This window comes from Pseudomonas sp. KB_15, assembly GCF_052114525.1.
Classification (GTDB): Bacteria; Pseudomonadota; Gammaproteobacteria; order Pseudomonadales; family Pseudomonadaceae; genus Aquipseudomonas.
On the sequence record NZ_JBFREX010000025.1, the window covers coordinates 16780 to 29811 of the forward strand.

Below are 13032 nucleotides of genomic sequence, written 5' to 3' on the forward strand. Positions count from 1 at the left end.
TCCCGTGTCTGCTTTCAGATCAGGAGTAACGAGCACCATGGCTCACGCAGCTCAAATCAAGATTCCAGCTACCTATATGCGCGGCGGCACCAGCAAAGGCGTGTTCTTCAGTCTCAAGGACCTGCCCGAAGCGGCACAGGTCCCAGGCCCGGCTCGCGACGCTTTGCTGCTACGCGTGATCGGCAGCCCCGACCCGTACGACAAACAAATCGACGGCATGGGCGGCGCGACCTCCAGCACCAGCAAAACCGTGATTCTGTCGAAAAGCACCAAGGCCGATCACGATGTCGATTACCTGTTCGGTCAGGTGTCCATCGACAAGCCCTTCGTGGACTGGAGCGGCAACTGCGGCAACCTGTCGGCGGCGGTTGGCTCGTTCGCCGTCAGCAACGGTCTGGTGGACGCCAGCCGCATCCCGCACAACGGCGTGGCGGTGGTTCGCGTGTGGCAGGCCAACATCGGCAAGACCATCATCGCCCACGTGCCGATCACCAATGGTGAAGTGCAGGAAACCGGTGATTTCGAACTCGACGGCGTGACCTTTCCGGCGGCTGAAGTACAACTCGAATTCCTCGACCCGGCGGCAGAAGAAGAGGGCGCGGGTGGTTCGATGTTCCCCACCGGCAACCTGATCGATGAGCTGGAAGTGCCAGGCGTCGGCACCTTCAAGGTCACCATGATCAATGCCGGCATCCCGACGATTTTCGTCAATGCCGAAGACATCGGCTACAAGGGCACCGAGTTGCAGGGCGCGATCAACGGCGACCCGAAAGCCTTGCTGATGTTCGAGACCATCCGCGCTTACGGCGCATTGCGCATGGGCCTGATTTCCAACATCGACGAAGCGGCCAAACGCCAACACACACCGAAAGTGGCGTTCGTTGCCAAACCGGCGGACTACGTGGCGTCCAGCGGCAAGGCGATTGCCGCAGGTGACGTCGACCTGCTGGTACGTGCACTGTCCATGGGCAAATTGCACCACGCGATGATGGGTACGGCGGCGGTGGCGATCGGCACGGCGGCGGCGATTTCCGGCACTCTGGTGAACCTCGCGGCGGGTGGTATCGAACGCAATGCGGTGCGCTTCGGCCACCCGTCCGGCACCTTGCGTGTCGGCGCCGAGGCCAGCCTGGTGAACGGCGAGTGGACGGTGAACAAAGCCATCATGAGCCGCAGTGCGCGGGTGTTGATGGAAGGTTATGTGCGTGTGCCGGGGGATTCGTTCTGATCCATACCCTCTGTAGGAGCGAGCCTGCTCGCGATGGACCTGAGAGCACCACGGGGTGTCAGGCACCCAGCGTTATCGTTGACGACCATCGCGAGCAAGGCTCGCTCCTACAAGAGTGAATCGAACATGAGTGCCAACGTCGACCTGAACAACCGCCCCGACTACGACAAGGTCCTGCAGGACATTGCCGATTACGTGTTGAACTACAAGGTCGAGTCCAAAGAAGCTCTGGACACCGCCCGCAACTGCCTGATCGATACCTTGGGTTGCGGCCTGCTGGCCCTGCGCTTTCCCGAATGCACCAAGCATCTGGGACCTGTGGTCGAAGGCACCGTCGTGCCGTTCGGCGCCCGGGTTCCCGGCACTTCTTATCGGCTCGATCCAGTCAAGGCGGCTTGGGACATCGGCTGCATCGTGCGCTGGCTCGACTACAACGACACCTGGCTTGCGGCCGAGTGGGGACATCCGTCGGATAACCTCGGCGGCATTCTTGCGGTGGCCGATCACCTGTCGCAAAAGCGCCTGGCCAATGGCGAGGCGCCGCTGACCGTGCGCACGGTACTTGAGGCGATGATCATGGCCCACGAGATCCAAGGCGTGATCGCCCTGGAAAACTCGTTCAACCGTGTCGGCCTCGATCACGTGATTCTGGTGAAAGTCGCCTCGACCGCGGTCACGGCCAGGCTGATGGGTGCCAATCGCGAGCAGTTGTTGTCGGCGTTGTCCCACGCCTTTGCTGACGGTCAGGCCTTGCGCACGTACCGGCATGCGCCGAATGCCGGCTCGCGCAAGTCCTGGGCGGCGGGCGATGCGTCCAGTCGTGGCGTGCGCCTGGCGGATATTGCGATGCGTGGCGAGATGGGTATTCCTGGTGTGTTGAGTGCCAGGCAGTGGGGCTTTTACGACGTACTGTTCAGTCACACCAATAATGATCTGGCGCTCAAGCCTGAAGATAAGCGGGCATTCAGTTTTTCACGGCCGTACGGCAGCTATGTGATGGAAAACGTCCTGTTCAAGATCAGTTTTCCCGCTGAGTTCCACGCGCAAACGGCCTGCGAGGCGGCAGTGACGCTACATCCGCAAGTGCGTAATCGTCTGCATGAAATCGACAAAATCGTCATCACCACCCATGAATCGGCGATCCGCATCATTTCCAAGGTCGGGCCGTTGGCCAATGCCGCCGACCGCGATCATTGCATCCAGTACATGACTGCCGTGCCGCTGGCCTTCGGCAACCTGGTGGCCGAGCACTACGAAGACGATTTCCACAGGGCGCATCCGCTCATCGATGTGCTGCGCGACAAGATGGTTATCGTCGAAGAGCCGCGTTACACCCGTGAATACCTGGAGGCGGATAAACGCTCGATTGCCAATGCGCTGCAGGTGTTTTTCAAGGATGGGTCCAGCACTGAGAATGTGGTGGTGGAGTACCCGATCGGGCATCGGCGGCGGCGGGCTGAAGGAATTCCATTGCTGGAGGAGAAATTCAGGGCGAACTTGCTGACACGATTCGCGGGGCAGCGTAGCGAGGAGATTTTCGCGCTGTGCAAGGATCAGCAGAAACTTGAGGCGACAGCGGTGAACCGGTTTGTGGATTTGTTTGTTATTTAGGAGACCGCGTTATCGTTCAATCGCGAGCAAGCTCGCTCCCACAGTTGATTTGTGTGCACCGCAATTCCTCTGTGGGAGCGAGCCTGCTCGCGATGAGGCCGGAACAGGCACCGAAAAACTATTTGAATCGCCGCTCGACGCCCTTTTCCACCAGAATCTTCGCGGAGATCTCTTCCACGGAAAAATGCGTGGAGTTGATGTTCGGGATGTTTTCGCGGCGGAACAGGTTCTCGACCTCGCGCACTTCGAACTCGCACTGGGCGTAGCTCGAATAGCGGCTGTTGGGTTTGCGCTCGTTGCGGATCGCGGTGAGGCGGTCGGGGTCGATGGTCAGGCCGAACAGCTTGTGCTGGTGGGCGCGCAGGGCGTTTGGCAGTTGCAGGCGTTCCATGTCGTCTTCGGTCAACGGGTAGTTGGCTGCGCGGATACCGAATTGCATCGCCATGTACAGGCACGTCGGCGTCTTACCACATCGCGACACGCCCACTAGTATCAGGTCGGCCTTGTCGTAATAGTGCGTGCGGGCACCGTCGTCGTTGTCGAGGGCGAAGTTAACGGCCTCGATACGCTCCATGTAATTGGTGTTGGCACCGATGGAGTGGGACTTGCCCACGGTGTAGGAAGAATGCTCGGTCAGTTCCTGTTCAAGCGGTGCCAGGAACGTCGAGAAAATGTCGATCATGAAACCATTCGAGGTTGCGAGAATCTCACGAATGTCCTGATTGACGATGGTGTCGAAGATAATCGGACGGAAGCCGTCGGTTTCGGCGGCTTTGTTGATTTGTTGTACCATGGCCCGCGCTTTGTCCACGTTGTCGATGTACGGCCGCGTGACCTTGCTGAAGGTAATGTTTTCGAACTGCGCCAGAAGGCTTTGACCCAGGGTTTCGGCGGTAATGCCGGTACCATCGGAGATAAAGAAAGCAGATCGTTTCATTTGCACCTTGGGCCTTAAGCTAATGATCATTCTTGGATATGATAGGCGCGGTTTGCCGGCCGCCAATGGCCCGCATTCTCACTTATTTTCCAGGTCCAGGCCATATAACCGGCAAATGCTCACTTAAGCAGCCGGTTTCTGAGCTTTTCCAACACAGTTAGTGGAGAGATCACCTTGGTAGAGTACGTAGTTTCCCTCGATAAGCTCGGCAAACACGATGTTGAGCATGTGGGGGGCAAGAACGCATCCCTGGGCGAGATGATCAGCAACCTTGCGGGTGCCGGTGTATCGGTGCCCGGCGGCTTCGCCACGACCGCTCAGGCTTATCGTGATTTCCTGGAGCTGAGCGGCCTGAATCAGCAGATTCACGACGCACTCGATGCCCTGGACGTCGACGACGTGAATGCCCTGGCCAGGACCGGTGCCCAGATCCGTCAATGGATCATGGAGGCCGAGTTCCCTGAAAAACTGAATGCCGAAATCCGCACCGCGTTCGCCACGCTGTCCGCCGGCAATCCTGACGTGGCCGTGGCCGTGCGTTCTTCCGCTACCGCCGAAGACCTGCCGGACGCTTCTTTCGCCGGTCAGCAAGAAACCTTCCTGAACATCCGTGGTGTCGAAAACGTCATTCGTGCCGCCAAAGAGGTGTTCGCCTCGCTGTTCAACGACCGTGCCATTTCCTATCGCGTGCACCAGGGCTTCGACCACAAGCTGGTAGCCCTGTCGGCTGGCGTGCAGCGCATGGTCCGTTCCGAAACCGGCACTGCTGGCGTGATGTTCACCCTCGATACCGAATCGGGCTTCCGGGACGTGGTGTTCATCACCGGCGCCTATGGCCTGGGTGAAACCGTCGTACAAGGCGCGGTGAACCCGGATGAGTTCTACGTCCACAAGGGCACGCTGGCGGCCGGTCGTCCGGCCATCCTGCGCCGCAACCTGGGCAGCAAGGCCATCAAGATGATCTACGGCGACGAAGCCAAGGCCGGTCGTTCGGTGAAGACTGTCGACGTGGACAAGGCCGAACGCGCGCGTTTCTGCCTGACCGACGCCGAAGTCAGCGAACTGGCCAAGCAGGCGATGATCATCGAGAAGCACTACCAGTGCCCGATGGACATCGAGTGGGCCAAGGACGGTGACGACGGCAAGCTGTACATCGTGCAGGCCCGTCCGGAAACCGTGAAGAGCCGCACCCAGGCCAACGTCATGGAGCGTTACCTGTTGAAAGAAACCGGCACCGTGCTGGTGGAAGGTCGCGCCATCGGCCAGCGCATCGGCGCCGGCAAGGTCCGCATCATCAAGGACGTGTCCGAGATGGACAAGGTCCAGCCAGGCGACGTACTGGTGTCCGACATGACCGACCCGGACTGGGAACCGGTCATGAAGCGCGCCAGCGCGATCGTCACCAACCGTGGCGGCCGTACTTGCCACGCGGCGATCATCGCCCGTGAGCTGGGTATCCCGGCCGTGGTCGGTTGCGGCAACGCCACCCAACTGTTGAAAGACGGCCAGGGCGTGACCGTTTCCTGCGCTGAAGGCGACACCGGCTTCATCTTCGAAGGCGAACTGGGCTTCGACATCAAGAAGAACTCCGTGGACGCCATGCCGGAGCTGCCGTTCAAGATCATGATGAACGTCGGTAACCCGGACCGCGCCTTCGACTTCGCGCAGCTGCCGAACGCCGGTGTGGGTCTGGCTCGCCTGGAGTTCATCATCAACCGCATGATCGGCGTGCACCCCAAGGCACTGCTGAACTACGACGGTTTGCCGCTGGACATCAAGGAAAGCGTCGACAAGCGCATCGCCGGTTACAACGATCCGGTCGGCTTCTACGTCGAGAAACTGGTCGAAGGCATCAGCACCCTGGCGGCTGCATTCTGGCCGAAGAAAGTCATCGTGCGTCTGTCGGACTTCAAGTCCAACGAATACGCCAATCTGATCGGCGGCAAGCTGTATGAGCCGGAAGAAGAGAACCCGATGCTGGGCTTCCGCGGTGCGTCGCGTTACATCAGCGAATCGTTCCGCGACTGCTTCGAACTCGAGTGCCGCGCTCTGAAGCGTGTGCGCAACGAGATGGGCCTGACCAACGTCGAAATCATGGTGCCGTTCGTCCGTACCCTGGGCGAAGCGAGCCAGGTGGTCGATCTGCTGGCGGAAAACGGTCTGGCCCGTGGCCAGAATGGCCTGCGCGTGATCATGATGTGCGAACTGCCGTCCAACGCCATCCTGGCTGAAGAATTCCTCGAGTTCTTCGACGGTTTCTCCATCGGCTCCAACGACCTGACCCAGCTGACCCTGGGCCTGGACCGTGACTCCGGGATCATCGCGCACCTGTTCGATGAGCGTAATCCGGCGGTCAAGAAGCTGCTGGCCAACGCCATTGCCGCGTGCAACAAGGCCGGCAAGTACATCGGCATCTGCGGTCAGGGCCCTTCGGACCACCCGGACCTGGCCAAGTGGCTGATGGAGCAGGGCATTGAAAGCGTTTCGTTGAACCCCGATTCCGTACTGGAAACCTGGTTCTTCCTGGCTGAGGGTCAGGCTTCGGCTTGATCCTGTGTGAACGGACCGCTCACATGCCTTTGTAGGAGCGAGCTTGCTCCGGGCGGCGTTCCGACGATGGACGTCAACGATAACGCGTTTATCCTGGGTAAACGTGGTGTCCTGAAGTTCTTCGCGAGCAGGGCTCGCTCCCACAGGGAGCGGTCTTTTAGAGATTCAAGCAGGGCGGGCTCCTCTGGAAGCCGCCCTTTTTTGTGCAAGAGATTATGCAAAGCAGCAGCAACCTATTTCCTGTCGCCCTGATCAGCGCCGAACGGCGCGGCGATCTGAGCGAAGATGTGTATCGTTTGAAGCCCGGCAACAGCCCCGACTTCACCGTCGAACTGGCTGTGACGCGTCTCGGCTTGGCCGATGAACCATCCTCCCGCGGCGTGCCGGTGATCCTGCTGCACGGCAGCTTTTCCAATCGCCGGTTCTGGTTTTCTCCCAAGGGCCTGGGGTTGGGTGCTTATCTGGCTCGCTTGGGATTCGACGTCTGGATTCCGGAAATGCGCGGTCACGGCTTGTCCCAGCGTAACCACGACTACCGCAAGAACCGTGTCGCCGACTACGCGCGCTACGATCTGCCAGCCATCGGTGCATTCGTGCGTGAACAGAGCGGGCAGGTACCGCACTGGATCGGTCATTCGCTGGGCGGTATTACCCTGGCGGCGGCGCTGGGCGGCGAGTACATCGGTGAGCCGGTCGTGGCCTCGGCGGCGTTTTTCGGCACCCAGGTCAGTCGCAACTATTGGCCACTGAAGATTCCGCCGGTGGAGTGGGGCGGCCGCTTCATTCTCAAGCGTTTTGCCCAGTTGTCCGGCTCAAGACTCAAGCGCGGCCCGGAGGACGAGCCGATCGGCCTGGCCCTGGAAAGCATGCGTTGGTACGGACTGTTCGGGCGCTTTGGCGATGCCGATAAAAACTGGTGGGCGGGTTTGGCCGAGGTCAAGTTGCCGGTGCTCGCCGTGAGCGCTGCGAGTGATCATCAGGATCCTGCATGGGCTTGCCGCAAACTGTTCGATCAGCTCGGTTCCGGGCACAAGCAATTTATCAATCTGGGTCGTGATCAAGGTTTTGCCGATAATTTCGGCCATGTTGAAATGCTTGTCAGCAAGCCCGCCCAGGCCGAAGTCTGGCCTTTGGTGGCCCGCTGGCTGGCGGACCAGCAGACACCACTGTTGGGAGAGCAACGGGATCTGGCCGCGGCAATCCGAGCCTGACGCTCTAACAAGGGCATTTCGCTCTGGTCGGCTTGCGGCTAAGATATGACGCATTGAGCTGCTCTGGTCACTTTTCGTGACTGAGCCATCACTGATGTTCGTGCTGTCTTCCTCTTTACAGGAGTTTCTCGATGATCCATTACCTCACGCCTGACCTGTGCGACGCCTATCCGGAACTGGTGCAGGTGCTGGAACCGATGTTCAGCAATTTCGGCGGCCGTGATTCCTTCGGCGGCGAAATCGTGACCATCAAGTGCTTCGAAGACAACTCGCGGGTCAAGGAGCAAGTCGAGCTCAAGGGGAATGGCAAAGTGCTGGTGGTAGACGGTGGCGGTTCCCTGCGTCATGCGTTGCTGGGTGACATGCTGGCCGAGAAAGCCGCGAAAAACGGTTGGGAAGGGCTGGTGATCTACGGTTGCATCCGCGACGTCGATATCATCGCGCAGACCGATCTGGGCGTTCAGGCCCTCGCCAGCCACCCGAGGAAATCCGACAGGCGCGGGCTCGGCGATATCAATGTACCCGTGACCTTCGCCGGTGTGACCTTCCATCCGGGCCATTACATCTACGCGGACAACAACGGCGTGATCATCTCGCCCAGCCCGCTTGCAATGCCTGAGTAAGCTTTAGTCGACTTTTTTGATGAATGGAATGCGGATGTTCGAGGAAGAAAACGCGCAATGGGGGCTGGTGCATGCCCTGGTGCTGGACGGTAAAGGCGGTGCGCGTTCGATAGCCCGGACAGAACTCGACGACTTGCAGCTACAGGCCCATGAAAGCCTGTGGTTGCACTGGGATCGCAGTCATCCGCAAACCCGGACCTGGTTACGCAAATCCAGCGGTCTGAGCGAATTCAGCTGTGACCTGTTACTCGAAGAAAACACCCGTCCGCGACTTTTACAGCTTTCCGACAGCGAACTGCTGCTATTTTTGCGCGGGGTCAATCTGAACCCCGGTGCCGAGCCGGAAGACATGGTGTCGGTACGGATCTTCGGCTCTGCCCAACGTGTCATTTCCCTGCGTTTGCGTCCATTGCGTGCCACTGAAGAGCTGCTGGTGCAACTGTCCGAAGGCAAGGGGCCGAAAACAGCCTCCGAACTCATCCTGTACATGGCCCAGTACCTCACCAACAAGGTACAGGATCTGGTCAGCGACCTCTCGGAAGTGGTCGATGAGGAAGAAGAAAAGCTGGATGCCGACGAACGGTATGCACCGGAGCACGGTGCCGTATTGCAGATCCGSCGCAGGGCCGCCGCGTTGAAGCGTTTTCTCGCTCCGCAGCGGGATATTTTCGGGCAGTTGACGCGGATCAAGTTGCCCTGGTTCGTCGAGGACGATGGTGATTACTGGAACGAATTGAACAACAGCCTGACCCGCTACCTCGAGGAACTGGAATTGACCCGGGAGCGGGTGGGACTGGTCCTGGAAGCCGAAGACCGTCGGTTGAGCGTGCGCATGAATCGCACGATGTACCGCTTCGGGATCATCACCGGGATCTTTTTGCCAATGAGTTTTCTGACCGGGCTTTTGGGGATCAACGTCGGTGGCATTCCATTCTCTGCAAGCCCTTATGGCTTTCTGATCGCCTGCCTGATGATGGTCTCGGTGGCGTTGGGACAGTGGTGGTTATTCCGACGTTTGCGCTGGGTCTGAGGGAAACCATGTGACCCGACCAAAACTGACCGCGTCTTCCACAGACATCACGAGAGGTGCGTATGCACGATCCGTTTGAACAGTCTTTACGCGACATGCTCAAGGCCTCGCCGTCCACCCGGGACGACGATGCGTGCCTGGGGCGCGTGCTGAAAACCGCCAACCGCCAGGTCGGCGCCGGTGATCTGTTCAGCCTGCTGGGGCGCTGGTTGCCTGCACTGATGATCGCCCTGAATAACGGATCGGCCCATGTCGCGCCGGTATCCCGTCTTCGTAAACCTGCTGCTCGCACTGCTGATAAGGCTGATTGAATATGGAACTTGATCTCTGGACTCAGAGCCTCGTCACTGCAATGACTGCGTTGTGGACCAAGGTTGCGAACTTCATTCCGAACCTGTTCGGCGCACTGGTTGTGCTGCTATTGGGTTTTGTCGTGGCCAAACTGCTGGACACCTTGCTTTCCAAATTGCTCGCCAAATTGGGCCTTGACCGCTTGATGGGTGGCACTGGCCTGACCAAGCTGCTGTCCCGCGCTGGATTGCAAGTCCCTATCTCGACCCTGATCGGCAAGATCGTCTATTGGTTCATTCTGCTTATTTTTCTGGTTTCTGCCGCAGAGTCTCTTGGACTTGAGCGAGTTTCAGCTACGCTGGACATGCTTGCGTTGTATTTGCCGAAGGTTTTCGGCGCGGCGCTGGTGTTGCTGGTAGGTGTTTTGCTGGCGCAACTGGCCAACGGGCTGGTGCGTGGAGCGGCAGAAGGCGTGGGCCTGGACTATGCTTCAGGACTTGGTCGAATTGCCCAGGGCCTGGTGATCATCATCAGTATTTCGGTTGCGATCAGTCAGCTGGAGGTCAAGACTGACCTGCTGAACCATGTGATCGTGATCGTGTTGATAACCGTTGGTCTGGCGGTAGCGCTGGCCATGGGGTTGGGAAGCCGGGAAATTGCCGGCCAGATTCTTGCGGGAATCTACGTGCGTGAGCTGTACCAGGTTGGGCAACAAGTGCGTGTTGGCGAGGTCGAAGGCCAGATCGAAGAGATCGGCACGGTTAAAACCACATTGCTGACCGATGAGGGTGAGCTAGTCTCTCTTTCCAATCGGATCCTCCTTGAGCAGCATGTGAGTAGCCGCTAACCCGGCAAACCCTGCTAATGTATGCCGCCGCAAAATGCCTGCTGATGCTGGCTGCGGCGGACATTGACCTGACTGTCGGCCCGACTTGTTTTGAATAAAACCCAATCGCTATCCATGCGCTACGACCCCCGCGAGCTCTCTGATGAGGAGTTGGTCGCGCGCTCGCATACCGAACTGTTTCACGTAACACGCGCCTATGAAGAACTGATGCGGCGTTACCAACGAACATTATTTAACGTGTGTGCACGGTATCTCGGGAACGATCGCGACGCAGACGATGTCTGTCAGGAGGTCATGTTGAAGGTGCTGTATGGCCTGAAGAACTTCGAAGGTAAATCGAAGTTCAAGACATGGCTATATAGCATCACGTACAACGAGTGCATCACCCAGTATCGGAAGGAACGGCGAAAGCGTCGCTTGATGGACGCATTGAGTCTTGACCCCCTTGAGGAAGCGTCCGAAGAAAAGACGCCGAAACCTGAGGAAAAGGGTGGACTTGATCGCTGGCTAGTGTATGTGAACCCGATTGACCGGGAAATTCTGGTGCTACGTTTTGTCGCAGAGCTGGAGTTTCAGGAGATCGCAGACATCATGCATATGGGTTTGAGTGCAACAAAAATGCGGTACAAACGCGCTCTAGATAAATTGCGTGAGAAATTTGCAGGCATTGCTGAAACTTAGTTCAGCGCAAATATCTCTTACGTGTAGGCAAGTTCTGTTAGACTTGCCGCCGAGTTGTCCCCCGGTTTGCGGGACTGCTTCACAATCACCAGATGGGGATTTAACGGATGAAACTGAAAAACACCTTGGGCTTGGCCATTGGTACTCTTATTGCCGCTACTTCGTTCGGCGCACTGGCACAAGGCCAAGGCGCAGTTGAAGGCGAGCTCAACTACGGGAAGAAGTACAACGACAGCGTTAAGAACGTTGAAGACGGCTACACTCCTGGCGCCTCCATCGGTTACTTCTTGACCGACGACGTATCGTTGAACTTGACCTACAACAATGACGACCACACCCGTTCGAACAACGGCACTGGTAATCAGAAAATCGAAGGCGACCAGTTCGGTCTGAACGCTCAGTACCACTTCAACAACGCTGGCGACGCTCTGCGTCCTTACGTTCAAGGTGGTGTCAAGCACGGCAGCATGACCAACGTAGCCGCTGACGGCCACACCGGTCGTGACCAGTCGACTTTCCTGACTGCTGGCGCTGGCCTGAAGTACTACTTCCTCGAAAACGTCTACGCTCGTGCTGGCGTAGAAGCTGACTACAAGCTGGACAACGGCAAGTGGGACTACATCCCGTCCGTAGGTCTGGGTGTGAACTTCGGTGGCGGCAACAAGCCTGCTGCTGCTCCGGTTCCAGCACCAGAAGTCTGCTCCGACAGCGACAACGACGGCGTTTGCGACAACGTTGACAAGTGCCCTGACACCCCAGCCAACGTAACTGTTGACGCTGATGGCTGCCCAGCTGTTGCTGAAGTCGTTCGTGTAGAGCTGGACGTGAAGTTCGACTTCGACAAGTCGGTAGTCAAGCCAAACAGCTACGGCGACATCAAGAACCTGGCTGACTTCATGAAGCAGTACCCGTCGACCACCACTACTGTTGAAGGTCACACTGACAACGTCGGTCCTGACGCTTACAACCAGAAACTGTCCGAGCGTCGTGCAAACGCCGTTAAGCAAGTTCTGACCAACCAGTACGGTGTTGAGTCGTCCCGCGTTCAGTCCGTTGGCTACGGCGAATCCCGCCCAGTTGCTGACAACAAAACTGAAGCTGGCCGCGCTGTTAACCGTCGCGTAGAAGCGCAGGTTGAAGCTAAAGCTAAGTAATTAGCTCGCAGCTCTGAGGAAAGCCCGGCTCAGGCCGGGCTTTTCTTTGTCTGCGATTTGGTGAGGAGGGACGCGTCAGGCGCGTTGAAGTCCAACATTCATGTCGACGAATAGAGCCTCTTCGCGAGCAGGCTCGCTCCCACAGGAGGGGATGGCGTTGGCTGCGACTGCGCCGATCACCAGAATGGCAGGGCTTTTCAGCTGGAATCCGCAGGCAGCTTCATCCATCGCTGTGAGTGTGCTCCGACATTCCCGCTGATGGGGCAAGGACGCGTTTTCAATCATGGCCACGGGCGTATCCGCCAACATGCCGCCGGCCAATAGCTGCTCACGGATTTCACCCAGCTTGGCCACTCCCATGTAAATCACCAGCGTCGTTCCGCCTTGGGCCAGTGCCTGCCAGTTCAATTGGCTGTCGTCCTGGGTATGTGCTGTGACCAGCGTTACACCGCGGGCTACACCCCGCAAGGTCAGCGGAATATCGCACTGCGTTGCCCCCGCCAGTCCGGCCGTGATGCCGTTGACCAGTTCGGCTTCGACCCCGTGCTCACGCAACCACTGCGCCTCTTCGCCACCGCGGCCGAAAATGCACGGATCGCCACCCTTGAGCCGCGCCACGCATTTACCCTGCCGGGCATAACGAAGCATCAGGCGATGGATGAACGCTTGCGGGGTGGAGCGGCAGCCGCCGCGCTTGCCCACCGGGATGATCCGCGCCCCGGGGCAATGCTCGAGTACCGCGACATTGACCAGATCATCGATCAGCACCACATCAGCCTCGCGCAAGGCACGTACTGCTTTCAACGTGAGCAACTCCGGATCACCCGGGCCCGCACCCACCAGCCAGACTTTTGCACTCATAGTGTTTT

The 13032-nt window shown here is 58.5% G+C and carries 12 protein-coding genes; 10 read left to right on the forward strand and 2 right to left on the reverse strand.

Annotated features, from left to right (window positions below; all coding sequences use genetic code 11):
* Positions 1 to 37: 37 nt before the first annotated feature.
* A complete protein-coding gene (gene prpF / locus AB4Z35_RS19360; RefSeq protein WP_442098710.1) occupies positions 38 to 1228 on the forward strand; it encodes a 2-methylaconitate cis-trans isomerase PrpF in 1191 nt (396 codons plus the stop codon).
* Positions 1229 to 1354: 126 nt separating this feature from the next.
* Positions 1355 to 2839, forward strand: coding sequence for a 2-methylcitrate dehydratase (prpD, locus tag AB4Z35_RS19365; protein WP_442098712.1), 1485 nt, complete (start codon positions 1355 to 1357; stop codon positions 2837 to 2839).
* A 118-nt stretch (positions 2840 to 2957) separates the two neighbouring features.
* On the opposite strand, the gene ppsR is transcribed toward prpD, so the two are convergent.
* On the reverse strand, positions 2958 to 3776 hold the full coding sequence (gene ppsR, locus AB4Z35_RS19370) for a posphoenolpyruvate synthetase regulatory kinase/phosphorylase PpsR (protein ID WP_007996714.1): 819 nt from the start codon (positions 3774 to 3776) through the stop codon (positions 2958 to 2960).
* A 174-nt stretch (positions 3777 to 3950) separates the two neighbouring features.
* On the opposite strand from ppsR, the gene ppsA reads away from it, so the two are divergent.
* The 8 genes from ppsA to AB4Z35_RS19410 all read left to right on the forward strand — a co-directional run bounded on the left by ppsA (position 3951) and on the right by AB4Z35_RS19410 (position 12163).
* Positions 3951 to 6326, forward strand: coding sequence for a phosphoenolpyruvate synthase (gene ppsA / locus AB4Z35_RS19375; RefSeq protein ID WP_442098714.1), 2376 nt, complete (start codon positions 3951 to 3953; stop codon positions 6324 to 6326).
* Between the two features lie 215 nt (positions 6327 to 6541).
* Complete coding sequence (locus tag AB4Z35_RS19380) at positions 6542 to 7537, forward strand: alpha/beta fold hydrolase (protein ID WP_442098716.1); 996 nt, start codon at positions 6542 to 6544, stop codon at positions 7535 to 7537.
* Positions 7538 to 7671: 134 nt separating this feature from the next.
* On the forward strand, positions 7672 to 8160 hold the full coding sequence (gene rraA / locus AB4Z35_RS19385) for a ribonuclease E activity regulator RraA (protein WP_178087199.1): 489 nt from the start codon (positions 7672 to 7674) through the stop codon (positions 8158 to 8160).
* Positions 8161 to 8194: 34 nt separating this feature from the next.
* Positions 8195 to 9190 (forward strand): zinc transporter ZntB, encoded by a 996-nt coding sequence (locus AB4Z35_RS19390; protein WP_116261790.1) that lies wholly within the window; start codon positions 8195 to 8197, stop codon positions 9188 to 9190.
* Between the two features lie 62 nt (positions 9191 to 9252).
* Positions 9253 to 9501 (forward strand): hypothetical protein, encoded by a 249-nt coding sequence (locus tag AB4Z35_RS19395; RefSeq protein WP_007996720.1) that lies wholly within the window; start codon positions 9253 to 9255, stop codon positions 9499 to 9501.
* Positions 9502 to 9503: 2 nt separating this feature from the next.
* Positions 9504 to 10328: a mechanosensitive ion channel family protein gene (locus AB4Z35_RS19400; RefSeq protein WP_007996721.1), complete on the forward strand. Its 825-nt coding sequence runs from the start codon at positions 9504 to 9506 to the stop codon at positions 10326 to 10328.
* 90 nt (positions 10329 to 10418) lie between these two features.
* Positions 10419 to 11009, forward strand: a complete 591-nt coding sequence (sigX, locus tag AB4Z35_RS19405) for an RNA polymerase sigma factor SigX (RefSeq protein WP_442098719.1) — start codon at positions 10419 to 10421, stop codon at positions 11007 to 11009.
* A gap of 107 nt (positions 11010 to 11116) precedes the next feature.
* The gene (locus tag AB4Z35_RS19410) at positions 11117 to 12163 is read left to right on the forward strand and encodes an OmpA family protein (RefSeq protein WP_442098721.1); all 1047 of its coding nucleotides are present in this window, start codon (positions 11117 to 11119) and stop codon (positions 12161 to 12163) included.
* A gap of 75 nt (positions 12164 to 12238) precedes the next feature.
* Here the strand turns inward: AB4Z35_RS19410 and cobA are convergent, their stop codons facing one another.
* Positions 12239 to 13024 (reverse strand): uroporphyrinogen-III C-methyltransferase, encoded by a 786-nt coding sequence (gene cobA / locus AB4Z35_RS19415; protein WP_442098723.1) that lies wholly within the window; start codon positions 13022 to 13024, stop codon positions 12239 to 12241.
* Positions 13025 to 13032 lie beyond the last annotated feature (8 nt).